General features: G+C 63.6%; 23 protein-coding genes and 1 pseudogene. 15 read left to right on the forward strand and 9 right to left on the reverse strand.

The window, feature by feature from the left end; genetic code table 11:
* Positions 1-23 precede the first annotated feature (23 nt).
* The 5 genes from sufC (at position 24) to sufA (ending at position 4,371) form a co-directional block, all read left to right on the forward strand.
* Positions 24-779, forward strand: a complete 756-nt coding sequence (gene sufC / locus EJ072_RS29470) for a Fe-S cluster assembly ATPase SufC (RefSeq protein WP_042644485.1) — start codon at positions 24-26, stop codon at positions 777-779.
* Positions 780-804: 25 nt separating this feature from the next.
* On the forward strand, positions 805-2,076 hold the full coding sequence (gene sufD, locus EJ072_RS29475; protein WP_126082467.1) for a Fe-S cluster assembly protein SufD: 1,272 nt from the start codon (positions 805-807) through the stop codon (positions 2,074-2,076).
* A 167-nt stretch (positions 2,077-2,243) separates the two neighbouring features.
* Positions 2,244-3,485: a cysteine desulfurase gene (locus tag EJ072_RS29480; protein ID WP_126082468.1), complete on the forward strand. Its 1,242-nt coding sequence runs from the start codon at positions 2,244-2,246 to the stop codon at positions 3,483-3,485.
* 5 nt (positions 3,486-3,490) lie between these two features.
* The gene (locus tag EJ072_RS29485; protein ID WP_126082469.1) at positions 3,491-3,883 is read left to right on the forward strand and encodes an SUF system Fe-S cluster assembly protein; all 393 of its coding nucleotides are present in this window, start codon (positions 3,491-3,493) and stop codon (positions 3,881-3,883) included.
* Between the two features lie 107 nt (positions 3,884-3,990).
* Entirely contained in the window at positions 3,991-4,371 is a 381-nt protein-coding gene (gene sufA / locus EJ072_RS29490) for a Fe-S cluster assembly scaffold SufA (protein WP_126082470.1), read from the forward strand.
* 179 nt (positions 4,372-4,550) lie between these two features.
* On the opposite strand, the gene EJ072_RS29495 is transcribed toward sufA, so the two are convergent.
* Entirely contained in the window at positions 4,551-5,048 is a 498-nt protein-coding gene (locus EJ072_RS29495; protein WP_126082471.1) for a GFA family protein, read from the reverse strand.
* Between the two features lie 89 nt (positions 5,049-5,137).
* Between EJ072_RS29495 and EJ072_RS29500 the strand changes: the two are divergent.
* Positions 5,138-5,462: pseudogene (locus EJ072_RS29500) on the forward strand (TfoX/Sxy family protein).
* A 208-nt stretch (positions 5,463-5,670) separates the two neighbouring features.
* Here EJ072_RS29500 and EJ072_RS29505 read toward each other — a convergent pair.
* Together EJ072_RS29505 and EJ072_RS29510 are read right to left on the reverse strand one after the other, a co-directional pair.
* Complete coding sequence (locus EJ072_RS29505; RefSeq protein ID WP_126082472.1) at positions 5,671-6,588, reverse strand: pseudouridine-5'-phosphate glycosidase; 918 nt, start codon at positions 6,586-6,588, stop codon at positions 5,671-5,673.
* 40 nt (positions 6,589-6,628) lie between these two features.
* Positions 6,629-7,582 (reverse strand): carbohydrate kinase family protein, encoded by a 954-nt coding sequence (locus EJ072_RS29510; protein ID WP_126082473.1) that lies wholly within the window; start codon positions 7,580-7,582, stop codon positions 6,629-6,631.
* Positions 7,583-7,864: 282 nt separating this feature from the next.
* Here EJ072_RS29510 and recA point away from each other — a divergent pair, with 282 nt between their 5' ends.
* Together recA and alaS are read left to right on the forward strand one after the other, a co-directional pair.
* A complete protein-coding gene (gene recA, locus EJ072_RS29515; RefSeq protein ID WP_040981289.1) occupies positions 7,865-8,962 on the forward strand; it encodes a recombinase RecA in 1,098 nt (365 codons plus the stop codon).
* Between the two features lie 327 nt (positions 8,963-9,289).
* On the forward strand, positions 9,290-11,959 hold the full coding sequence (alaS, locus tag EJ072_RS29520; RefSeq protein ID WP_126082474.1) for an alanine--tRNA ligase: 2,670 nt from the start codon (positions 9,290-9,292) through the stop codon (positions 11,957-11,959).
* Between the two features lie 235 nt (positions 11,960-12,194).
* Here the strand turns inward: alaS and EJ072_RS29530 are convergent, their stop codons facing one another.
* A complete protein-coding gene (locus EJ072_RS29530) occupies positions 12,195-12,821 on the reverse strand; it encodes a glutathione S-transferase family protein (protein ID WP_126082476.1) in 627 nt (208 codons plus the stop codon).
* Between the two features lie 163 nt (positions 12,822-12,984).
* Positions 12,985-14,196, reverse strand: coding sequence for an NADP-dependent isocitrate dehydrogenase (locus tag EJ072_RS29535; protein WP_112127719.1), 1,212 nt, complete (start codon positions 14,194-14,196; stop codon positions 12,985-12,987).
* Between the two features lie 208 nt (positions 14,197-14,404).
* Between EJ072_RS29535 and EJ072_RS29540 the strand changes: the two genes are divergently transcribed.
* The 3 genes from EJ072_RS29540 to murI all read left to right on the forward strand — a co-directional run bounded on the left by EJ072_RS29540 (position 14,405) and on the right by murI (position 16,921).
* On the forward strand, positions 14,405-15,253 hold the full coding sequence (locus EJ072_RS29540) for an RNA methyltransferase (RefSeq protein WP_126082477.1): 849 nt from the start codon (positions 14,405-14,407) through the stop codon (positions 15,251-15,253).
* 81 nt (positions 15,254-15,334) lie between these two features.
* Positions 15,335-15,940, forward strand: coding sequence for a hypothetical protein (locus tag EJ072_RS29545; protein ID WP_126082478.1), 606 nt, complete (start codon positions 15,335-15,337; stop codon positions 15,938-15,940).
* 180 nt (positions 15,941-16,120) lie between these two features.
* On the forward strand, positions 16,121-16,921 hold the full coding sequence (gene murI / locus EJ072_RS29550) for a glutamate racemase (protein WP_126082479.1): 801 nt from the start codon (positions 16,121-16,123) through the stop codon (positions 16,919-16,921).
* Here murI and EJ072_RS29555 read toward each other — a convergent pair.
* Positions 16,918-18,303 carry an RNB domain-containing ribonuclease gene (locus EJ072_RS29555; RefSeq protein ID WP_126082480.1) on the reverse strand — a complete coding sequence of 462 codons (1,386 nt, stop codon included), beginning with the start codon at positions 18,301-18,303 and terminating at the stop codon, positions 16,918-16,920. The two genes, murI and EJ072_RS29555, sit on opposite strands and share 4 nt — an antisense overlap.
* A 145-nt stretch (positions 18,304-18,448) precedes the next feature.
* Here EJ072_RS29555 and EJ072_RS29560 point away from each other — a divergent pair, with 145 nt between their 5' ends.
* A complete protein-coding gene (locus EJ072_RS29560; RefSeq protein ID WP_126082481.1) occupies positions 18,449-18,607 on the forward strand; it encodes a DUF3008 family protein in 159 nt (52 codons plus the stop codon).
* A gap of 73 nt (positions 18,608-18,680) precedes the next feature.
* Here the strand turns inward: EJ072_RS29560 and EJ072_RS29565 are convergent, their stop codons facing one another.
* A complete protein-coding gene (locus EJ072_RS29565; RefSeq protein WP_126082482.1) occupies positions 18,681-18,884 on the reverse strand; it encodes a hypothetical protein in 204 nt (67 codons plus the stop codon).
* 364 nt (positions 18,885-19,248) lie between these two features.
* Here EJ072_RS29565 and rpsD point away from each other — a divergent pair, with 364 nt between their 5' ends.
* The 3 genes from rpsD to EJ072_RS29580 all read left to right on the forward strand — a co-directional run bounded on the left by rpsD (position 19,249) and on the right by EJ072_RS29580 (position 21,682).
* A complete protein-coding gene (rpsD, locus tag EJ072_RS29570; protein ID WP_040981269.1) occupies positions 19,249-19,866 on the forward strand; it encodes a 30S ribosomal protein S4 in 618 nt (205 codons plus the stop codon).
* Between the two features lie 108 nt (positions 19,867-19,974).
* Positions 19,975-20,865, forward strand: a complete 891-nt coding sequence (gene ttcA / locus EJ072_RS29575) for a tRNA 2-thiocytidine(32) synthetase TtcA (RefSeq protein ID WP_189343379.1) — start codon at positions 19,975-19,977, stop codon at positions 20,863-20,865.
* Complete coding sequence (locus EJ072_RS29580) at positions 20,855-21,682, forward strand: inositol monophosphatase family protein (protein WP_126082484.1); 828 nt, start codon at positions 20,855-20,857, stop codon at positions 21,680-21,682. Before ttcA ends, EJ072_RS29580 begins: the two co-directional genes overlap by 11 nt.
* Before the next feature lie 44 nt (positions 21,683-21,726).
* Here EJ072_RS29580 and EJ072_RS29585 read toward each other — a convergent pair whose 3' ends face one another.
* Together EJ072_RS29585 and grxD are read right to left on the reverse strand one after the other, a co-directional pair.
* Positions 21,727-22,995 carry a multidrug effflux MFS transporter gene (locus EJ072_RS29585; protein WP_126082485.1) on the reverse strand — a complete coding sequence of 423 codons (1,269 nt, stop codon included), beginning with the start codon at positions 22,993-22,995 and terminating at the stop codon, positions 21,727-21,729.
* A gap of 155 nt (positions 22,996-23,150) precedes the next feature.
* Positions 23,151-23,486 (reverse strand): Grx4 family monothiol glutaredoxin, encoded by a 336-nt coding sequence (gene grxD / locus EJ072_RS29590; RefSeq protein ID WP_040981263.1) that lies wholly within the window; start codon positions 23,484-23,486, stop codon positions 23,151-23,153.
* Between the last annotated feature and the right edge of the window lie 61 nt (positions 23,487-23,547).

Here is a 23,547-nt window from a genome sequence, read left to right on the forward strand (position 1 = left end):
GCAAAATTATTCAGGAAGAAACTATGCTTGAGATCAAGAATTTGCATGCCCGCATCGTCGATGACGGCACCGAGATCATCCGCGGCCTGAACCTGACGGTGAAAGCCGGCGAGGTCGCCGCCATCATGGGTCCGAACGGTTCGGGCAAGTCGACGTTGTCCTATATCCTCGCCGGCCGCGAGGACTATGAGGTCACCGAGGGCGACATCCTCTATAATGGCCAGTCGATCCTCGAAATGGATCCGGCCGAACGCGCCACCGCCGGCATCTTCCTCGCTTTCCAGTATCCGATGGAAATACCGGGCGTGGCGACCATGGAATTCCTGAAAGTGGCGATGAACGAGCAGCGCAAGGCGCGCGGCGAGGAGCCGCTCAAGGTGCCGGAGTTCCTCAAGCGCGTGAAGGAAGCCGCGGCTTCGCTCAGCATGGACATGAACATGCTGAAGCGGCCGCTCAATGTCGGCTTCTCCGGCGGGGAAAAGAAGCGCGCCGAGATCCTGCAGATGAAGCTGCTGGAGCCAAAACTCTGCGTGCTCGACGAGACCGATTCCGGCCTCGACATCGACGCGCTGAAGATCGTGTCCGATGGCGTCAATGCGCTGCGTTCGCCGGAGCGCGCCATCGTCGTCATCACCCACTACCAGCGCCTGCTCGAGCACATCGTGCCGGATTCGGTGCACGTGCTCTACAAGGGCCAGGTCATCAAGTCGGGCGACAAGTCGCTGGCGCTCGATCTCGAGGCCAACGGCTATGCCGGTGTGATAGGCGAAGCCGCGTGAGATGGGAGCGGTCGAGGCGAAAGTCATGAACATGCATGCACAGCCCCAGCGGACCTTGGCCGAGACGGCGCTGATCGACGCCTTTGGCGAGCGGCTGTCGCAACTGCCCGGCGACGGCGCGGTGATGGTCAAGCGCGACGACGCGATCGAGGCGATCAAGCACGGCCTGCCGACGCGCCGCGTCGAATCCTGGCATTACACGGACCTGCGCCGGTTGCTGACCAACGTGCCGGCTTTCGAAACCGACGCCGTGGCCAAGGCACTTGCGCCGGTTCTTGAAGGGTCGGCCGTGCTGCCTGTGCTGAACGGAGTCTCACAGACGAAGCTGCCGGAGGTCGAAGGCGTCACCGTGCAGCGCTTGTCGGAGAAGCTGACCGACGGAAGCGTTGCGCCGGGACTCGATCCCTATGGCGACGACGACGCGATCGGCGCGCTGAACACGGCCTTTGTTGCCGACGGCTATTTCGTCGATATCGCCGACGGCGCCGAGCTGGAAAAGCCGATCGAATTGCAGAATTTGCAGGCCGGCGGCCAATCGCATGTGCGGCTGTTGGCGCGTGTCGGGGCCGGCGCCAAGGCGGTCATCGTCGAGCGCCAGACGGGCGAGGGCGACGAGGCGCTGGTCTCGTCGGTCAGCCAGCTCGTGGTCGGCGACGGCGCGGAAGTGACCTGGCTGATCGTGCAGGAGCAGCCGGATACAGCCACGCATCTCGCCCAGTTCAAGGCGCATATCGGCCCGGATGCCAAGCTGACGCTGTTCGTGATGAATGCCGGCGGCAGGCTCGTTCGCCAGGAGGTCGTCGTCAGGACGACGGGCGAGGGCGCCGATTTCAAACTGCGCGGCATCAACCTTCTTGCCGGCGACACGCATACCGACACCACCATGGTGCTCGACCATGCCGTGCCGCACACGACGTCTACGGAAGTGATCCGCAATGTGGTGACCGGCAAGGCGCGCGGCGTCTTCCAGGGCCGCATCAACGTGCATCAATATGCGCAGAAGACCAATGCCAAGATGGCCTGCAACACGCTGCTTCTGTCGGATGACGGCGAGTTCTCGACCAAGCCGGAGCTGGAGATCTTCGCCGACGATGTGGTCTGCGGCCACGGCGCGACGGTCACCGAGATCGACCATAACCATCTGTTCTACCTGATGGCGCGCGGTATCGACGAGAAGTCGGCGCAGGGCCTTCTGGTGAAGGCGTTCGTCGCCGAAGTGATCGAGGAACTGGACGACGAAGCGCTGGTCGAAGCGCTCGAAGAGCGGCTCGACGGCTGGTTTTCGACGCACGGCTAGCGACGTAGGGCGCAGGCCCCCTCATCCGGCCGCTTCGCGGCCACCTTCTCCCCGAGGGGAGAAGAGGCGGATGCGACGTTGGTGACCTCCTCTCCCCATCGGGGAGAGGGTGGCCGGAGCGAAGCGGAGGTCGGGTGAGGGGGAGCCACATTGGAAGGTTGATTGCTGTGGACCAGAAGATCGAAACCACCCCCTATGATGTCGAGGCGATCCGCCGCGACTTCCCGATCCTGTCGCGCCAGGTCTACGGCAAGCCGCTGATCTATCTCGACAACGGCGCCTCGGCGCAGAAGCCGCAGGTGGTGCTCGACACGATCCAGCACGCCTATTCCCAGGAATACGCCAACGTCCATCGCGGCCTGCATTTTCTGTCAAATGCCGCGACCGACGCCTATGAGAATGCGCGCAAGTCGGTGCAGCGGTTTTTGAACGCGCCGAGCACCGACAATATCGTCTTCACCTCCAACACCACCTCGGCGATCAACACGGTCGCCTATGGCTGGGGCATGCCGCGGATTGGCGAGGGCGACGAGATCGTGCTGTCGATCATGGAGCACCACTCCAACATCGTGCCCTGGCATTTCATCCGCGAGCGGCAGGGCGCGAAGCTGGTCTGGGTGCCGGTCGACGATCTCGGCGCGCTTCACATCGAGGAATTCGAAAAGCGGCTGACCTCGCGCACGAAACTGGTCGCCATCACGCAGATGTCCAACGCGCTGGGCACGGTGACGCCGATCAAGGAGATCGTGCGCATCGCGCATGCGCGTGGCATTCCTGTCCTCGTGGACGGCAGCCAGAGCGCCGTCCATATGCCGATCGACGTGCAGGACCTCGACTGCGATTTCTTCGTCTTCACCGGACACAAGGTCTACGGCCCGTCGGGCATCGGCGTGCTCTACGGCAAGAAGGACAGGCTGGAAGAGATGCGGCCCTTCATGGGCGGCGGCGAGATGATCGAGGAAGTGACTGAGGATATCGTCACCTACAACGATCCGCCGCACCGTTTCGAGGCCGGCACGCCGCCGATCGTACAGGCGATCGGCCTGGGTGCTGCGCTCGACTACATGGAAAAAATCGGCCGCAAACGCATCGCGGGGCACGAGGCGGACCTCAAGACCTACGCGCACGAGCGGCTGCGGGCGATTAATTCGCTGCGCATCTTTGGCGACGCGCCGGGCAAGGGCGCCATCATCTCGTTCGAATTGCAGGGTATCCATGCGCATGACGTGTCTATGGTGATCGACCGGCAAGGTGTTGCCGTCCGCGCGGGCACGCATTGCGCCCAGCCGCTGTTGAAACGCTTCGGCGTCACCTCCACATGCAGGGCATCGTTCGGCATGTATAATACGAGGGCCGAAGTGGACGCTTTGGCCGAGGCGCTGGAAAAGGCGCGAAAGTTCTTCGGGTGATGATCATGGACGATGTGAGCGCGACCGCAGAGACTGTGCCGGAAACGGTGGGTGACAGCGTCGTTTCGGCCTCGGCGATCCCCGCCGACGAGCTGGCGCGGCTGACCGACGACATCGTTTCCGCGCTGAAGACGGTCTACGACCCGGAAATCCCGGCCGACATCTATGAGCTCGGCCTGGTCTACAAGATCGACATCGAGGACGACCGGTCAGTCAAGATCGACATGACGCTGACCGCGCCGGGCTGCCCGGTGGCCGGCGAAATGCCGGGCTGGGTCGAGAACGCCGTCGGCGCCGTCGAGGGCGTTTCCGGTGTCGAGGTCGCCATGGTGTTCGACCCGCCATGGACGCCCGACCGCATGTCGGAAGAGGCGCAAGTCGCGGTCGGATGGTATTAGGGATCGGCTTGAAAAGATTGGCTGACTTGCGCGCTAGGTGAAACTTCACCATCTTAAGGGCAGACTCATTCCGCGGGCCTTGAACCCGCGCGAAAGTGGAGAATGACATGGGACGCTTCGCCGTCATAACGATGACCGACAAGGCCGCCGATCGCGTGCGCGAGATCGTGGCCACGCGCGACAACGCGCATGGCATCCGCCTCGGCATCAAGAAGGGCGGCTGCGCCGGCATGGAATACACGATCGACCTGGTGACTGAGCCAAACACCAAGGACGACCACATCGAGCGCGACGGTGCGCATGTCTATGTCGCGCCCGAAGCCGCGCTGTTCCTGTTCGGCACCGAGATGGATTTCGAGCAGACTACGCTGCGCACCGGCTTCACCTTCAAGAACCCGAACCAGAGTTCGGCGTGCGGCTGCGGCGAATCCGTCGAATTGAAGCCCGCCGACCTCAAGGCGCTGGCAGAGGCGCGCGCGTCGGCCTGATCTTCCTTCGCCCCGTTTACGGGGAGAAGGTGGCCCGAAGGGCCGGATGAGGGGTAGGTGCGAAGTTTTGAGAGGCTGGCGCAGCCTGCCGGCGTTCGTCATTCCAAAAGCCAAGCAATTGGCGTTTCGTCCGCTTCGCGGACCACACCTCACCTCCCCGTAGAACGGGGAGAAGAAAGCTAATCGACCCACATGCCCGTGCGCTTATGCCAGTCGGCGATCGATTCCTCTGGATAGACCTCGAAGACCTTGTCCTTCTTGCCGATCACCGGCTCGACCCAGTTCGCTTTGTATTTCAGCATCAGATGCACCTTTTCCGGTGGCTTCGGCAGGTCGGTGTCGATTGCCGAGGCGAAGGGATGGACAAGCTCCGGCCAGGTCGGGTCGTAGAGCCAGAGGGCCGAGCCGCATTTGCGGCAGAAATTGCGCTCGCCGGTCGAGACCTCGCAATGCGGATGCTCGTCATCCTCGATTTCGGCGCGATAGACGCCGAGGCTGCGCTTGCCCGTGATTTTCAAGGTGTCGTAGTCGGCGCCGAGATTGATGGCGAAACCGCCGCCGCCCTGCTGCTTGCGGCAGATCGAGCAGTAGCAGAGCATGAACGGCACCGGCGTGTGGCTATCCACCTCGAACCGGACGGCGCCGCAGCGGCAGGAGCCTTTGAGCAGGACAGGCATGGCGGGAACTCCGTTTTCAGGTCTCAACCTGTCAGCATGCCTTTGGTTGCGGCGATGACAAGGCCGATGGCGGATGAGATCATCGCGCCATGGATAATACGCGCCTCGAAGAACTGTTCGAAAGCCTGGGCCCGATCAGCATCCGAAAACTGTTCGGCGGTAAGGGCATCTATTGCGACGGCGTCATCGTCGCGGTGGTAGGTGCGCGGCGAACTGCTGCTCAAGGCGGATGAGGAAACCATTCCCGATTTCGAGGCCGCCGGCTGCAGCCAGTGGACCTATACCGGCTCGCGCCACGGCAAGGACGTGGCGATGCCCTATTGGAGCGTGCCCGACGAGGCGTTCGACGATCCGGACGAGATGGCCGTGTGGGCGCGGCGTGCTTATGAGGCGGGAAGACGAGCGGGGAAGTGATTTGATCCGTTATTGAACACTACGAAGGGCACGTCGAGGCCGCCCCCTCATCCGGCCGCTTCGCGGCCACCTTCTCCCCAGCTGGGGAGAAGAGGTTGGCGCAGGGGCTGGCAGCTCCTCTCCCCTCGGGGAGAGGTCGGATTGCCCCGAATTGCTCTTCGCAATTCGGCCTTGGCAATCCGGGTGAGGGGGCCTTCGACGTGTGCCCTTACAGTGCCTTCGCGATCTCCGCCGCCAGCCGGGCATTGTTCTCGACCAGCGCGATGTTGGTCTTGAGGCTGCGGCCGCCGGTGAGTTCGAGGATCTTCGACAAGAGGAAGGGCGTCACCGCCTTGCCGGTGACGTTCTGCGCCTCGGCGGCCTTCTGCGCGGCGTCGATATAGCCGGCCATTTCGTCGGCCGGGATCTCGTCATTCTGCGGCACGGGATTGGCGACCAGAATGCCGCCGCCCAAGCCCAGCGCCTGGCGCGTGCGGTAGAAATGGGCGATGTCCCCAGGCGCCTGCAGCGTCAGCGGCGCGCGGAAGGGCGACTGCCTCGACCAGAAGGCCGGCATCGTCTCGCTGCCATGGCCGATGACCGGCACGCCGCGTGTCTCCAGCACTTCCAGCGTCTTTTCGATGTCGAGGATCGCCTTGGCGCCGGCCGAGACGACGATGACCGGCGTGCGCGCCAGCTCGTCGAGGTCGGCCGAGATATCAAAACTCTTTTCGGCGCCCTTGTGGACGCCGCCGATGCCGCCGGTGGCGAACACTTTTATGCCGGCCATGTGCGCGGCAATCATCGTGGCCGCAACCGTGGTGCCGCCGGTGCGCTTTTGAGCGACCGCGAAGCCGAGATCGGCGCGCGACAGCTTCATGGCGTCGCCCGTCATGGCAAGCGATTCGCGTTCGCCGTCGGAGAGGCCGATCTTGATGCGGCCGTCGACCACGGCGATCGTCGCCGGCACCGCGCCGGCATCGGCGATGATCTGCTCGACCTTGGCCGCCATGGCGCCATTGTCGGGGTAGGGCATGCCGTGGGTGATGATGGTGGATTCCAGCGCCACCACGGGCCGGCCGGCGGCAAGGGCCTCCGCCACGGGCGGGTGGACATCGACGAAGGGGCGGGTGGTTTCCGGCGTCATGGCTGTTCTCCGACAAGGAGGAAGTAGATTGTCGATGGCCCTATGCCACCTCCCGTGCCTCCGGCACAAGGGCAAGCGCCTGCCTGAAATTGGCGGTCGTGAGGGACGGCACGGCCTCTGGACTCTCGATGGCGAGCATCGCCGCCGCGGCGCCCTCGCGTAGCGCGGCACGCAGCGGCAGCCCGCGCAGCAGGGCGGCGACCGTCGCGCCGGTCAGCGCATCGCCGGCGCCGGTCACGTCGGCGACCCGGCGCGGCGCGGGCGGGTCGATTTCGAAGATGCCGGCGTCGTCGAAGCCCAGCACCGGAGCGCTGCCGGCCGTGATCACGCCGGCGTTCAGGCCGACCTGCCTGAGTGCGTCGACAAGGGCTTCTCCTGACATTTCGGCGCCAACCAGCGCGGCGGCTTCGCGGCGGTTCATGAAGAGCAGCGACAGATCACTGAGCAGAGGCGCCAGGCGGACGACCTTGGCTGGCGAGACGGCGATGGCGAAGACCGGCCGGTCGCCGGCGAGCGCAACCAGGCGCTCCAGCGCCGCGGTCGGCAGGTTGGCGTCGCACAGGATGGCGTCGGCCGCGGCGATCGCCTCGCGCACCTTGGAACGCCTCATCTGCTTGGGGAAGGCGAGGTCGTAGAGCGCCATGTCGGCCAGTCCGACGATCAATTCGCCCTCGGCGTCGATCAGCGCCGTGTAGCTCGGCGTCGTGCGGTCGAGGAACACCACCGAGAGGTCCGTTATCCCGGCGCTGTCGATCGCCGAGGCGACCGTGTCCGCTGCCGCGTCGCCGCCGCGCACCGAGATCAGCGAGGCCGACACGCCGCGCTTCACCACGCTGCGCAGCGCGTTGAAAACGACGCCGCCGACATCCTCGCGCATCATGCCGGGGTTGGAGGCGGCTGGCACATAGGTGCCCGAGACCTGGCCGCGCCGGTCGATATGGGCGCCGCCCAAGGCCAGGATCGTTGGGGCCAGGATAGTTGGGAATGTCGGCATTTCGGGTCGCTGACTTTCATTGATCGTGCGGCTGCGCACACTAGGTTTCCCCGGGTCGCCCTGCAATCGGGGTCGCGATTCGGGATGGCCGGACATCGAAATCTCTTCTGGACCAGCGGTTGTGCTCCGCACTAGCCCTGGTGATACATAAATAGAACAAATCCAGATATTGATTGTTTTTCAAATATTTGTAGCCCCTTGCCAAATGAGAACAAAAAAGGTACAAAACAGCAGGGATCACGGATTGTCCGGCCTTCATTGACGACCAAGGGGTGATGTATCATGGCTCAGAATACTTTGCGGCTTGTAGAGGATAAGGCAGTGGACAAATCAAAGGCTCTGGACGCGGCGCTGTCGCAAATCGAGCGCGCTTTCGGCAAGGGCTCGATCATGCGGCTCGGCGCCAACGAGCAGGCGGTCGAGATCGAAACCGTACCGACCGGCTCGCTCGGCCTCGATATCGCGCTTGGCGTCGGCGGGCTGCCGCGTGGCCGTATCGTCGAGATCTACGGGCCGGAAAGCTCGGGCAAGACGACGCTGGCGCTGCACACGGTTGCGGAAGCGCAGAAGAAGGGCGGCATCTGCGCCTTCGTCGATGCCGAGCACGCGCTCGATCCGGTCTATGCCCGCAAGCTCGGCGTCGACCTCGAGAACCTCCTGATCTCGCAGCCCGACACCGGTGAGCAGGCGCTGGAAATCTGCGACACGCTGGTGCGTTCGGGCGCCATCGACGTGCTGGTCGTCGACTCGGTCGCGGCGCTCACGCCGCGCGCTGAAATCGAGGGCGAGATGGGCGACGCGCTGCCCGGTCTCCAGGCCCGCCTGATGAGCCAGGCGCTGCGCAAGCTGACCGCCTCGATCTCGCGCTCCAACACCATGGTCATCTTCATCAACCAGATCCGCATGAAGATCGGCGTCATGTTCGGCTCGCCCGAGACCACGACCGGCGGCAATGCGCTGAAATTCTACGCATCGGTGCGCCTCGACATCCGCCGCATCGGCTCGGTCAAGGACCGCGACGAGGTCGTCGGCAACCAGACCCGCGTCAAGGTGGTCAAGAACAAGCTGGCCCCGCCCTTCAAGGTGGTCGAGTTCGACATCATGTATGGCGAGGGCGTGTCCAAGACCGGCGAGCTTGTCGATCTCGGCGTCAAGGCCGGCGTGGTCGAGAAGTCGGGCGCCTGGTTCTCCTATAATTCGCAGCGTCTCGGCCAGGGTCGCGAGAACGCCAAGCTGTTCCTGCGCGACAATCCCGACACGGCGCGCGAGATCGAGATGGCACTTCGGCAGAATGCCGGGCTGATCGCCGAGAAATTCCTTGAGAATGGCGGCTCCGAAGGCGGCGACGACGGTTTCGAGGACGAAGCCGGCGCCATGTAGGGCCGGTCCAGGAAGATCGCGCAGCGGTTCCTGTTCGGCTCAGGCAATTCGTCGGCTTAGCCGGAGTTCGGCCACAATGCTGGTTTATTTGGTTATGCTTATGTAATCGCGTTCTTGAGTACTGCGTACCCGAACCGCCGGCCTTCGCGCCGGCGGTTTTGCGTTTCGCGGGCGGTGTTGAGCCGCTGCCCGCTTGCCGATTGGTCCAACTCCGTGTTTCTGGACAGGCTCAAGAGCTATCGCTAAAAGGCCCATCTATCTTCTGAAATACCAAAGCCCATTTGCCGCCGGCCGGGCCGGTGGTTCTTGCGAAAAAGGCAATGTGCAATGAGTGGCGTGAACGACATCCGGTCGACATTCCTCGACTACTTCCGCAAGGAGGGCCACGAGATCGTCGCCTCCAGCCCGCTGGTGCCGCGCAATGATCCGACGCTGATGTTCACCAACGCCGGCATGGTGCAGTTCAAGAACGTTTTCACCGGCCTGGAGAAGCGCTCCTATTCGCGCGCCGCGACCGCGCAGAAGAGCGTGCGCGCCGGTGGCAAGCATAACGATCTCGACAATGTCGGCTACACCGCCCGCCATCTCACCTTCTTCGAGATGCTCGGCAATTTCTCGTTCGGCGACTACTTCAAGGAGCGCGCGATCGAGCTTGCCTGGAACCTGATCACCAAGGGTTTTGGGCTAAAGAAGGACAAGCTGCTCGTCACCGTCTATCACACCGACGATGAGGCGGCAGCTTACTGGAAGAAGATCGCCGGCTTCTCGGACGATCGCATCATCCGCATTCCGACTTCCGACAATTTCTGGGCGATGGGCGACACCGGCCCGTGCGGTCCCTGCTCGGAGATTTTCATCGACCGCGGCGAGCATATCTGGGGCGGCCCGCCCGGCAGCCCGGAAGAGGACGGCGACCGGTTCCTGGAATTCTGGAACCTGGTGTTCATGCAGTATGAGCAGGTGACGAAGGAAGAGCGCATCGACCTGCCGCGTCCCTCGATCGACACCGGCATGGGGCTGGAGCGCATGGCCTCCATCCTGCAAGGCGTCGAAAGCGTCTTCGAGACCGACCTGTTCAAGCATCTGATCGATGCCGCGTCCTCGGCGCTCGGCCAGGGGCCGAACCAAGAGAATGTGGCGTCCTATCGCGTGATTGCGGATCACCTGCGCTCGTCCTCCTTCCTGGCGGCCGATGGCGTGCTGCCGTCCAATGAGGGGCGCGGCTATGTGCTGCGCCGCATCATGCGTCGCGCCATGCGCCATGCGCAGTTGCTCGGCGCCAAGGAACCGCTGATGTGGCAGCTGGTGCCGGCGCTGGTGCGCGAGATGGGCCAGGCCTATCCCGAGTTGGTGCGCGGAGAAGCGCTGATCACCGAGACGCTGAAGCTCGAGGAAACGCGCTTCCGCAAGACGCTGGTGCGCGGCCTCGGCCTTCTTTCGGACGCGACCGAGACCCTCAAGGCCGGCGACATGCTGGACGGCGAGACGGCATTCAAGCTTTACGACACCTATGGCTTTCCGCTCGACCTGACGCAGGACGCGTTGCGCCAGCGCAGCATCTCGGTCGACATCGCCGGCTTCACCGACGCGATGGAGCGGCAGAAGGCCGAGGCGCGCGCGCATTGGGCGGGCTCGGGCGAGGCCGCGACCGAGACGGTCTGGTTCTCGGTGCGCGAAAAGACCGGCGCGACCGAATTCCTCGGCTACGAGACTGAAGCTGCGGAAGGCATCGTCCAGGCGCTGGTCAAGGATGGCAAGACGATCGACAGCGCCTCTCAGGGCGATGCGATCGCCGTGGTCGTCAACCAGACGCCGTTCTACGGCGAATCCGGCGGCCAGATGGGCGATACCGGCGTCATCTCCGGCGAGGGCTTCTCGATCGAGGTTTCCGATACCCAGAAGAAGGCTGACGGTCTGTTTGTGCATCTAGGCAAAGTGGTCAAAGGCACGGTGAAGACCGGTGCCGCCGTCGAGCTCAAGGTCGACCATGCCCGCCGCTCGAAGCTGCGCGCCAACCATTCGGCGACGCATCTCATCCATGAGGCACTGCGCGAGGTGCTGGGGACCCATGTCGCGCAGAAGGGCTCGCTGGTCGCGCCCGATCGCCTGCGCTTCGACATCTCGCACAACAAGCCGATCTCGGCCGATGAGCTCGAGGAGGTAGAGCGCATGGCGAACGAGATCGTCGTGCAGAACAGCCCGGTGACGACGCGGCTGATGTCGGTCGACGACGCCATCGCCGAGGGCGCCATGGCGCTGTTCGGCGAGAAGTATGGCGACGAGGTTCGCGTCGTGTCGATGGGCACCGGCCTGCATGGCGCCAAGGCCAATCGGCCCTATTCGGTCGAGCTTTGCGGCGGCACGCATGTCCGCTCGACCGGCGATATCGGCCTGGTGCGCATCCTGTCGGACAGTGCCGTGGCGGCCGGCGTGCGCCGCATCGAGGCGCTGACCGGCGAGGCGGCACGCAGGCATCTCGACGAACAGGACAAGCGCCTGAAGGCCGCGGCGGCGACCCTGAAGATTTCGCCGGCCGATGTGCCGTCGCGTGTCGAGGCGCTGCTCGAAGAGCGCAAGAAGCTCGAAAAGGAGCTGACCGAGGCGCGCAAGAAACTGGCTCTGGGCGGCGGCTCGGCCGTTGCCGACGCGCCGGCCGCAAACGAGACGGTCGCCGGCGTCGGTTTCCTCGGCAAGGCAGTTTCCGGCGTGGCGCCGAAGGACCTGAAGCCACTTGCCGATGCCGGCAAGAAGACGCTCGGCTCAGGCGTGGTCGTCTTTGTCGGCGCCGGCGAGGACAATAAGGCAAGCGTGGTCGTCGGCGTCACCGACGATTTGACCGGCCGCTTCAGCGCTGTCGATCTCGTTCGCGTCGCGTCCGCCGCGCTTGGCGGGCAGGGCGGCGGCGGCCGTCCCGACATGGCGCAAGCCGGCGGCCCGGATGCCTCCAAGGCAAATGATGCGATCGCGGCGGTGAAGGCGGCGCTGGAGGCAGCGTAGGTCGCTTGGCGCGGGCCGGTTCCCGATTCTGTGAGGCTGGTGCTGCCCCTCATCTGCCTGCCGGCATCTTCTCCCCGTTGAACGGGGAGAAGGGGCCGTCATCGCGGCTTTCGCCAATAGTCAGCCTTGCAGAACGCGCCGGCGTTGCGGCCAGCCTCTTTCTCCCCGTTTTACGGGGAGAAATGCCCGGCAGGGCAATGAGGGGCAGTGCCGACGCTGAGAAAGTTCACTCGAATTAAACGACCTTTTCAGTCAGCGTAAAGCTCAGACGAGCGGCTACGCGAGAATACCACTCATCGATTTCCGCAAACCGCGCCAGCAGGCTGCGCCCTTCCTCGACCTTCAGGAAATAGGCGATGATCGGCGCCGCGTGCAGGTCGGCCAGCGTCAGTTGCTCGCCGAGCAGCCAGGGCCCTTTTGCCTTGAGCGATGTCAGGACCTTGAGCACGGTCTCGGCCTGGCGGAGCCCGGCGGCGACCAGCGCCTCATCCGGCGGCGTTTTCTCCAGCCGCTCGACCGCCACATCCCAGACCATGGCGCGGTAGCCATAGGCGTCGAGCATGCCGATGATCTGGTTCATCCGCGCCCGAAGGCGCGGATCAGTGGGCTGAAGGGCCGGACCATCGAAGGCTTCGTCGACATAGCGCGCAATTGCGCCGGTCTCGAACAGGCGAAAGCCGTCATGCTCGAAGGCCGGGATGCGGCCGAACGGGTGATGTTCCAGATACCAGGCGGGAATGCCGTCGGCGGCGAAGATGTCGAGCGGCGCCAGCTCGTAGCCGATGCCTTTCTCTTCCAACGTCATCCGCGCGATGCGCACATAAACGCTGTAGTCGGCGCCATAGAGGATCGGCTTGGCCATCGCTTCCGCTCTTTTTGCTTACCCCACAAAAAACGAAGGCTCCCTTCGGAGCATTCGACATTAAGGCACTTTGTCACACGGCCCGGCCCCACGCTATGGCTCCGGGCGTTCGTCGCTTGAAAAGCCCATTTTTGGGCTTTTCATGCGCTTCGCGCACCGCTCCTCACCCCATTGCCTTCTGCAAATTCTCGTCGATCTTGTCGAGGAAGCCGGTGGTGGAGAGCCAGGGCTGGTCGGGGCCGATCAGCAGCGACAGGTCCTTGGTCATGAAGCCGCTTTCGACGGTCTGGATGCAGACCTTCTCCAGCGTCTCGGCGAAGCGCTTCAGCTCGGCATTGTCGTCGAGCTTGGCGCGATGGGCAAGGCCGCGCGTCCAGGCGAAGATCGAGGCGATCGAATTGGTCGAGGTTTCCTCGCCCTTCTGGTGCTGGCGGTAGTGGCGGGTCACGGTGCCGTGCGCGGCTTCCGCTTCCACCGTCTTGCCGTCGGGGGTCATCAGCACCGAGGTCATCAGGCCGAGCGAGCCAAAACCTTGCGCGACGGTGTCGGACTGCACGTCGCCGTCATAGTTCTTGCAGGCCCAGACATAGCCGCCGGACCATTTCAGGCTCGAAGCGACCATGTCGTCGATCAGGCGGTGCTCGTACCAGAGTTTCCGCGCCTTGAACTCGGCCTCGAACTCCTTCTCGTAGACTTCCTGGAAGATGTCCTTGAAGCGGCCGTCATAGGCTTTGAGGATGGTGTTCTTGGTCGACAGATAGACCGGGAAGTTGCGCAGCAGGCCGTAGTTCAGCGAGGCGCGGGCGAACTCGCGGATCGACTCGTCGAGATTGTACATGGCCATGGCCACGCCGGCGCCAGGCGCGTCATAGACCTCGTGCTCGATCACCTGGCCGTCCTCGCCAACGAACTTGATGGTCAGCTTGCCCTTGCCGGGAAAGCGGAAGTCGGTGGCGCGGTACTGGTCGCCGAAGGCATGACGGCCGACGACGATCGGCTTGGTCCAGCCCGGCACCAGGCGCGGCACGTTCTTCATGATGATCGGCTCGCGGAAGATGGTGCCGCCAAGGATGTTGCGGATGGTGCCGTTGGGCGACTTCCACATCTTCTTCAGCTTGAATTCCTCGACGCGCGCCTCGTCGGGGGTGATCGTCGCGCATTTCACGCCGACGCCCCATTTCTTGATGGCGTTGGCCGAGTCGATCGTCACCTGATCGTTGGTGGCGTCGCGGTGCTCGATGCCGAGGTCGTAATATTCAAGCTTCAGATCGAGATAGGGGTGGATCAGCTTGTCCTTGATGAACTGCCAGATGATGCGGGTCATCTCGTCGCCGTCGAGCTCGACGACCGGGTTCGCCACCTTGATCTTCGCCATGGATAGAGTGCCTCGTTGCTGGGGGATCTGGACGGCCTTGCCCGCATGGTTTCGGCCGGGAATGCGGAGCGTATATCAAAGGCTTTTTCAGCGCGCAAACCACGATCCGCGCCGGGATGGACGTGTGCCGCTGTTGTGAATGCTTCATTTTCCCGGCCAAATGTGGCAGGGGACGCCGAAACGCCGCAAACCCCGGTTACCCACAGCCATGCCAGCCACCGAAGTCACAACCAAGACCGCCTCCGCCGGACCGGCGATCATCCTGGTCGAGCCGCAGCTCGGCGAGAATATCGGCATGGTCGCCCGCGCCATGGCGAATTTCGGCTTGTCGGAACTGCGCTTGGTCAACCCGCGCGATGGCTGGTCGAGCGAGAAGGCGCGCGCGGCTGCCAGCCGTGCCGATCATGTCATCGACGCCACCCGGGTCTTCGATGATCTGGCCTCCGCGGTTGCCGACCTGAACTTCGTCTTCGCCACAACGGCGCGCGAGCGCGACGGCTTCAAGCCTGTGCGTGGGCCGGTAGAAGCGGGCAGGGCGCTGAGGGCACGCGTCGAGGCGGGCCAGCGCACCGGCATCCTGTTCGGGCGCGAGCGCTTCGGTCTCTATAATGATGAGGTCGGGCTTGCCGACGAGATCGTCACTTTTCCGGTCGATCCCGGCTTCTCCTCGCTCAACATCGCGCAAGCGGTGCTTCTGATGTCCTATGAATGGATGAAATCCGGCCTCGCCGACGAGACTGAGACCAATTTCTCCGGGCCGGAGCTGGTGCCGGCGAACAAGGAGCAGCTGCACAGCCTGTTCGCCTATCTGGAGAACGCGCTGGAGGCCCGAGGCTACTTCCGCCCGGAAGAAAAGAAGCCGAAGATGGTCGACAATCTGCGCGCCGTATTGACGCGCGCGGGCTTTGCCGAGCCGGAACTGAAGGTTCTGCGCGGCATCATCTCCTCGCTCGACCGGTTCTCGCCGGCCATGCCGCGCGGCGATGGCTCGCCTGGGGATGATCCGAGGCGGCTGCCGGCGGGTGCTCGCAGTCGCGCCAAAGACGAAGAAAGTTAAAATCGATAAGCTGTGAGCATTTGAAGTAACCGATTTTTATTCGGTTGTGCCTCATCCTTGCTGCAATAGTGGGGCTGGCACATGTTTACGTCCAATATTGGCCGACTGCGCTTTTTCCTTTACTCTCTCGGTCTTGCCGTCGCCGAAACCGTGGTGATCGTTGTCTGCATTGTCGGCACGATCGGTTTCGAAGGACTGATCAATTCGGGACCTGGCCCGGCGCGGCAGGGCATGGCAGGCGCGGTCCTGATCGCCTCGCTCATCTTTGTCGCGCTTCGCGGCAACATCGCCGCGCGCCGCACCCGCGACGCGAATGGACGCCGGTGGATCATGTGGGCTTATATTGCCCTTTCCGCCGTCTATGCCCTTCTGCAGGCGGGCGTGCTGCTGGTCGTCAAATTCGACGATCCCGAGAGCATTCCGGGCGGGCTGAATCTGCTCGGACTTTCGATATTCGGACTTTGGTGCACGATCCTCTGGGCGAAACCCGTCGCGGGCAGCAACATCGATGAATTGACGGATGTTTTCGACTTCGACGGTCCGCTGCCGGCACCGGCGCGCACTGCACGCGCCGCTGTGCCGGCCGCACCACGCGCCGCGGCTGCCGCTGCAACTCCCCGCGTTCCGCCCGCACCGCAGCCCTTCGGCCGGCCGCGCCCGGCCGGCTTCGGCAAGCGCGGCATATGAGCGAGCCTGCGAGACAGCTGCGCAAAAGCTGCTCGCATTCGCCTCTTCAAGACCAAGATCATTCGCGATAGAAGCGCCTGCGGTCCAATCACGGACCTTCCGCCTCTCTTTGTTTTGACGCAATTCCGGACGGAAAACCGTTTCACACTTTTCCTGGAATTGCTCTATGACCGGATGACAATGAGCGATCGATCAAGCCAGCGCCCGATCCTGATGTTCGATTCCGGCGTCGGCGGGCTGACCGTGCTGCGCGAGGCGCGCGTGCTGATGCCCGATCGCCGCTTCGTCTATGTCGCAGACGACGCGGCTTTTCCTTACGGCGCCTGGGAGGAGCCGGCGCTCAAGGATCACATCCTCACGCTGTTCGGCAAATTGCTCGACCGCCTGCAGCCGGCGATCTCGGTGATCGCCTGCAACACCGCTTCGACGCTGGTGATCGACGCGCTGCGCGAGACATTCCCCGACCATCCTTTTGTCGGCACCGTGCCGGCAATCAAGCCGGCGGCGGAGCGCACGCGATCCGGCCTCGTCTCCGTGCTGGCGACGCCAGGCACGGTGAAACGCCAGTACACGCGCGACCTGATCAGCAAATGGGCGCAGAAATGCCATGTGCGCCTGGTCGGTAGCGATAGGCTGGCGGGGTTGGCCGAAATCTATATGCGCCAGGGCTTTGTCGATGAAGAAGCCGTGCGCGCCGAAATCGCGCCTTGTTTCATCGAGCGCGAGGGCAACCGCACCGATATCGTCGTGCTTGCCTGCACGCATTATCCGTTTCTCGTCAATCGCATGCGAAAGACGGCACCCTGGCCGGTCGACTGGATCGATCCGGCCGAAGCGATCGCCCGGCGCGCCATGTCGCTGCTCGAACCGGTCGCAGAAATATCCAGCGACAGCGAGCCCGATCTTGCCGTCTTCACTTCCGGCAAGGTGGATTTCGCCACTCGACGGCTGACCCAGGGATTTGGACTGACCGCGCGTTAGACGGCAGTCTCGAAGACAATGCTGCGCTGACCCGGATCGGCCGAGATCAGTTTCAGCCTGAGATCGTCGCCCTGCCTGAGGCCGGAGGCCTTCACATTGGCAACGACAGGCATGTCGGCAAGCTGTGCGCGCACGCCATGATCGATGAAGTCGGTGACGACGGCCTTGAACGTCTCACCCTCGTGTCCTTTGAGCATCACCGCCTCGGCAAGGTCGATGGCCGCATGGTTGATCTGCGAGGCTCGGGCATCGCCGCGCCCCATCACCTTCGGCAATCTGGCGAAGGCGTCGCTGACCGCCTGCGGCACGGGCTGACCGTTGGCGATTGCCAGTACGCAGCGCACGACGTAGCGGTCGGCCAGCCGCCTGAGCGGGGCCGTGGCATGCGCGTAGGTTGCGGCCATCGCCTCATGCCAGGGGACGACGCCCTGCTGATAGGGCTGGTAGGACGCGCCGTTGCCCGCGCGGCGGATTTCCAGCATCAGCGCCGCCTGTTGCGGATCGGCTGGATCGAGCGCGCGCTGATAGTCGCGCAGGCTGGTGGAGGCCGGCCAGGACAGGCCGAGCGCCCGTGCCGCGCTGCGCAGCCTTTGCACCTTCGAGGCATCAGGCCCCGACATCACCCGGAACAACCCGGTCTTGTGCGCCAGCATGGCGTCGGCGATCGCCATATTGGCGGCCAGCGAAAGTGCTGCATTGTCCTGTTCGGATTGCAGCAGCGGCCTGAACGAAAGCCGGAACGTGCCGTCGGCGAGCCTTTCCACCTCCTGCTCGGGCGGGTCGACGCGCGAAGCGCCGCGGCGCTCTTCGTTGGCCGCCATGCGCTGCGCCAGTTCGGCGAAGCCGGCGGGTACATCCGAAGGTTTGACGCTGTCATAGGCGAGCTTGGCGCGGCTTTGGATGATCGCCCGCTCAGCGCTGTCCAGCTTCACCGCACCGTCACCGGCAACCCTGATTGTGAAGATGACCGCCGGGCGGGGTCCATCGGGCAACAGGCTCGCCGCGGCCTCGGCAAGCACCGGCGGGTAGAGCCCGGCCTTGCCGTCCGGCAAATAAAGCGTCTCACCTCGGTTCCAGGCTTCGAGATCAATCGCGTCGCCGTCCTCGACGAACCAGGCCACGTCGGCAATGGCATAATGCAAGAGAAGGTCGCCGCCGCTGGCCTCGATCGAAAAGGCCTGATCAAGATCGGTGGAGCTCGCCGGATCGAGCGTGACGAAAGGCATCGCGGTGCGGTCGGCATGCTGCGCGGGCGCACGCTTTGCCGCAGCCTGCGCCGCAGCCATCACCTCCGGCGGAAATCCATCCGGCACGTGGAATTCGGTGCGGATTTTTGTCAGGCCGGTGGAGAGGGCCTGTGAGGGATCGGTCAGCGATTTCATGCCGTTGTCCTACACTGGCGTCCCGGACGCGGGAAGGCTGCGAAGGAAAATCGCCCGGGGATGGCCGACTGACTACCGACGCCAAGGATGTGTTGGAACTGCTGCAGAGCCTCCGCGTTTTTCCCGCAGCAAAGGAGAGACAGCCATGCCCGCAGCCGGCGCAGCGCTTTCCGCCAGGCGCGGCGAGACCAAGAAGAGCGAGCTCAAAGGCGCGTCGCGCGAGATGTACGACTCGATGAGCGAGAAGCAGCTCGAGGAATTCGCCGAGACCAAGCGCAAAGGCCTGCCCAGCAAGAAGTCATAGACCGCGAAGGCGAAATGAAAGGCCCGCGGCGTTGGCCGCGGGCCTGCGTCAATATCCCCTACTGCGCAATAGGTTAGTAGCGCCACCAGCAGTGCTTCGTCTTGTAGCGGACGACATGGCGGTGGCCGTGGCGCCAGACGACTCTTTTCTTCACCACGACGCGGCAGATCTGCTTGTGGCCATGCCAATGCCTGGCCATGGCCGGTTCAGGCGTCATGACCGCCATCGACCCGGCCAGGACGGCGGCTCCGGTCAGGGTAAGGAAGAATTTCTTCATGGGAATTCGCACTCCTCTGCTCCAGTCCCTTCATCATGTGCAGGGCGTTTGGATCCGAAGACGCCGCCCTATGCCGCCAGCGTGCAACTTTCCGCCACAGCCAGCGCCGCATGCAACGCAGGGATGATATCGAGTTGCAGTCGGCGTCGCCAGCCACAAGCTTGACAGCGGTTAAATCTGTGTTTAACAGGCCCAGCAACACCGGGTGGCGACGCCCGGTGGTTTCTTTTGACGTGTCCCGTGGGTTTTCCGTCGCTTTGCGTGGAAAACCCTGTCAGGTCTCGAAAACGGAGGCCAGAGGAGGGCGCGTTTCCTTCGCCCGGAGCCATGGGGCTTCGGGTATATTGTTTTGAAAGGGAATGCGATGAGCAAGCGCGAATCCGCGAAATACAAGATCGACCGCCGTCTCGGCGAAAACATCTGGGGCCGCCCGAAGTCCCCGGTCAACAAGCGTGAATACGGCCCCGGCCAGCACGGCCAGCGCCGCAAGGGCAAGCTTTCCGACTTCGGCCTGCAGCTGCGCGCCAAGCAGAAGCTGAAGGGTCACTACGGCGACGTTTCGGAAAAGCAGTTCCGCAAGGTCTATGAAGAGGCCAACCGCCGCAAGGGCGACACCTCCGAGAACCTGATCGGCCTGCTCGAGTCGCGCCTCGACGCGATCGTCTATCGCGCCAAGTTCGTGCCGACCATCTTCGCCGCCCGTCAGTTCGTCAACCACGGCCATGTCAACGTCAACGGCAAGCGCACCAACATCGGTTCGTACCGCTGCAAGCCGGGCGACGTCATCGAGGTGCGCGAGAAGTCGAAGCAGCTCGTCATCGTTCTGGAATCGGTCGCTCTCGCCGAGCGCGACGTGCCGGACTATATCGAAGCCGACCACAACAAGATGACCGCGACCTTCGCACGCGTTCCGGGGCTGTCGGACGTACCGTTCGCCGTGCAGATGGAACCGAACCTGGTCGTCGAATTCTACTCGCGCTGATCGATATCAATCAGCGCAGCATCCAAGGCCGCCTCTCGGGGCGGCCTTTTCTTTGGCGGTCAGGTCCGCTAAGCCGGGCGCTGACAACGCGGAGCCGGCGCCATGAACATGCTGCCAGACCTCAAATCCCTGGAGCCGATCGATGATGATGCCGAGGGCGGCTTCCATCCGCTGTTTCGCGACGTGCCGTCCTCGGTCGAGTTCAACAAGCTGCGCAAGCGGCTGTTGAGGCTCACCCGCCAGGCGATCGAGGATTTCGCCATGGTGAAGCCCGGCGAGTGCTGGCTGGTCGCGCTCTCGGGCGGCAAGGATTCCTACGGCCTGCTGGCGCTTTTGCTCGACCTCAAATGGCGCGGGTTGCTGCCTGTCGATCTGCTCGCCTGCAATCTCGACCAGGGGCAGCCGAATTTCCCAAAACACATCCTGCCCGATTATCTCAACGCCAACGGCATCGCCCACCGCATCGAATACCAGGACACCTATTCGGTGGTGACCGACAAGCTGCCGGAGGGCAGCACCTATTGCTCGCTCTGTTCGCGGCTGCGGCGCGGCCATCTCTATCGCATCGCGCGCGAGGAGGGGTGTTCGGCGCTGGTGCTTGGCCATCACCGCGAGGACATCCTCGAAACCTTCTTCATGAACCTGTTCCATGGCGGGCGCCTCGCCGCCATGCCGCCCAAGCTTCTCAATGACGAGGGCGACGTCATGGTGCTGCGGCCGCTCGCCTATAGCGCCGAGGCCGACCTCGAGAAATTCGCCAACGCGATGAAATTCCCCATCATTCCCTGCGACCTCTGCGGCAGCCAGGAAGGGCTGCAGCGCAACGCCATGAAGGCGATGCTCGACGACATCGAGAAGCGCATGCCGGGCCGCAAGGACACGATGATCCGCGCCATGACCAATGTAAGGCCCTCGCACCTGCTCGACCGAAAACTGTTCGATTTCGCCGCGCTCGACGCGCGCCTCACCACAGAGCAAGACATTTCCGATGACATTTGACGACCGCGCGATCGACTGGCTGGCCGAACTTCTCGCGGAGGCCGCCAGGGCGGAAATTATGCCGCGCTTCCGCAAGCTGGGCGAGGGCGACGTTCGCCAGAAGACGTCCGCCGCCGACCTCGTCACCGAGGCGGACGTCAATGCCGAGAGGCTGATCACCGCCCGGCTGCGCGAGCGATTTCCAGACGCAATGGTGGTCGGCGAGGAGGCCTGCTCCGACAATCCGGCGTTGCTGTCGGGCCTTGGCGATGCCGCGCTTGCCTTCGTCATCGATCCGGTCGACGGCACTTTCAACTTCGCCTCCGGCGTGCCGCTGTTCGGCGTCATGGCCGGCGTCGTCGTCAATGGCGAGACCGTCGCCGGCATCATCCACGATCCGGTCGGCAAGGATTGGCTGATCGGCGCCAAGGGCGGGGGCAGCCATATCCGCCACGCGCATGGCGCGCTGGAGAAGGTCCGCGTCGCGGCGCCGGTGCCGATGTCGCAGATGACCGGCGCCGTTTCCTGGCAGTTCCTCGATGAGCCTGAGCGCTCGCGGCTCGCCCGCAACCAGACCAAGACGCTGTCGCAATTCGCCTATCGCTGCGCGGCGCATGAATATCGGCTGCTTGCGAGCGGTCACGCCCATTTCGTGCTCTACAACAAGCTGATGCCCTGGGATCATCTCGCGGGCGCGCTGATCCATCAGGAAGCCGGCGGCCATGTCGCGCGCGTCGACGGCAGCGCCTATCTGCCGTCGCATGTCGACGGCGGCCTGCTGGTCGCGCCGGACAAGCAAAGCTGGGACGAGTTGCGCCGCGAGCTCTGGGCCGAATAGGAATAAACCGCGCCCCGGCCGGCAACCGCCAGCCAGACGACAACCTAATGCAGATCGGTGACGTGCCCCGAAACAGGGGGATTGTGCGGCTGGAACATCCTGCCCCGCTCGGCGATCAGGATCATCAGCAGGGCCGCGACAGAAACGCTGCAGAAGCCTGCGGCCAGAGGCGTGACCGTGCCGTTGTAGGCCTGGCCGATCGCCGCGCCGATCAGGGCGCCGAGAAAAGTCTGCATGAAGCCAAGGATGGATGCCGCCGTGCCGGCGAGCTCGCCGAGCGGCTCCATGGCGAGAGCGTTGAAATTCGCGCCAAGACCGCCGAACGGCAGCATCGCGCCGGCAAAGAAGGTGATGAAGAGCCAGAGCGGCATCTGCATCTCCAACGAAACGACCAGCCAGGCAAGGCTGATGCACAGGAAGATGAGCAGCGCGCCTTGCGACAGACGGCGCATTCCGATCTGTCCGACCAGCCGCGAATTCAGATAGTTGGAGAAGGCAAGCACGGCGGCAACACCGGCAAAAATCAGCGGGAACAATTCGCCGACATGGAAGATGTCGATGTAGATCTGTTGCGCCGAGCTGATGAAGCCGAACATGGCGGAGAAGATGAAGGTGCTGGCGAAGGCATAGCAAAGCGTGAGCCGGTTGGTGAGCACGATGCGGAAGCCGCCGACGACCGAGCTTATCGTGAGTGGCCGGCGATATTCCGCATTCAGCGTCTCCGGCAGGCGCAGCAGAGCCCAGGTCGAAACGATCAGCGCGCCGATGGCCATGGTCACGAAAATCCAGTGCCAGGTGGCGAACAGCATGACGAACTGGCCGATGCCGGGCGCGATGACGGGGATGGCCATGAACACCATGAAGATCAGCGACATCACTTCGGCCATACGCCGGCCTTCGAACGTGTCGCGCACGATCGAGACGGCGATGACGCGGGTCGCAGCCGCGCCGATGCCCTGGATGAGACGCCAGGTCAGCAACAAAGCGAAACTGGGCGCTATGGCGGCGGCAGCCGCGGCCACGACATAGACCACCAGGCCAAAGACCAGCGGCGCGCGGCGTCCAAAGCGATCCGAAATGGGCCCGAACAAAAGCTGTCCGCCGCCAAAGCCAAGCATATAGGCGGTGATGACATATTGGCGGTGGTTCTCGCTCTCGACGCCAAGCGAGGCGCCGATCTGCTGCAGCGCTGGCAGCATGATGTCGATGGCCAGGGAGTTGAGCGCCATCAGCGCTGCGCACAGCGCGATGAATTCCCAGCGCGGAATGGGCAAGCTGCTTGCCCGTTGCGACGCTTCTACCTGCTTGTCCACGGCAAAGTCCGATCTTTCAACGAACAAGCGCCGGCTGGCCGGCGCGCTGGTTCGTCTCATCCCCGAGATGCGGGTTCATGATTGCCGAGGTGGGGGCGGCCCCGGGCGATGCTTGCCGGCCGGAGAGTTAGCCTCCGCCGGCGAGCAAGATTGAATCAGGCTGCGCCTTTGACGCTGACGCCCTTTTCGACCAGGAAGTCCTGCAACTCGCCGGCCTGGAACATTTCACGGACGATGTCGCAACCGCCGACGAATTCACCCTTCACATAGAGCTGCGGGATGGTCGGCCAGTTGGAATAATCCTTGATGCCTTGGCGCAATTCGGCCGAGTCGAGCACGTTCACGCCTTTGTAGTCGGCCCCGATGTAATCGAGGATCTGCACTACCTGGCCGGAAAAGCCGCATTGCGGGAAGCCCGGGGTGCCCTTCATGAAGAGCACGACGTCGTTGCTCTTCACTTCATTGTCGATGTAGTCGCTGATGCCGGTCATGGACAATCCTTTCACGCCTGTGGGAGTCAGGCTCGAAGCATGTCCTTCAAATAGACCCATA

Source organism: Mesorhizobium sp. M2A.F.Ca.ET.046.03.2.1 (assembly GCF_003952425.1).
Lineage (GTDB): Bacteria > Pseudomonadota > Alphaproteobacteria > Rhizobiales > Rhizobiaceae > Mesorhizobium.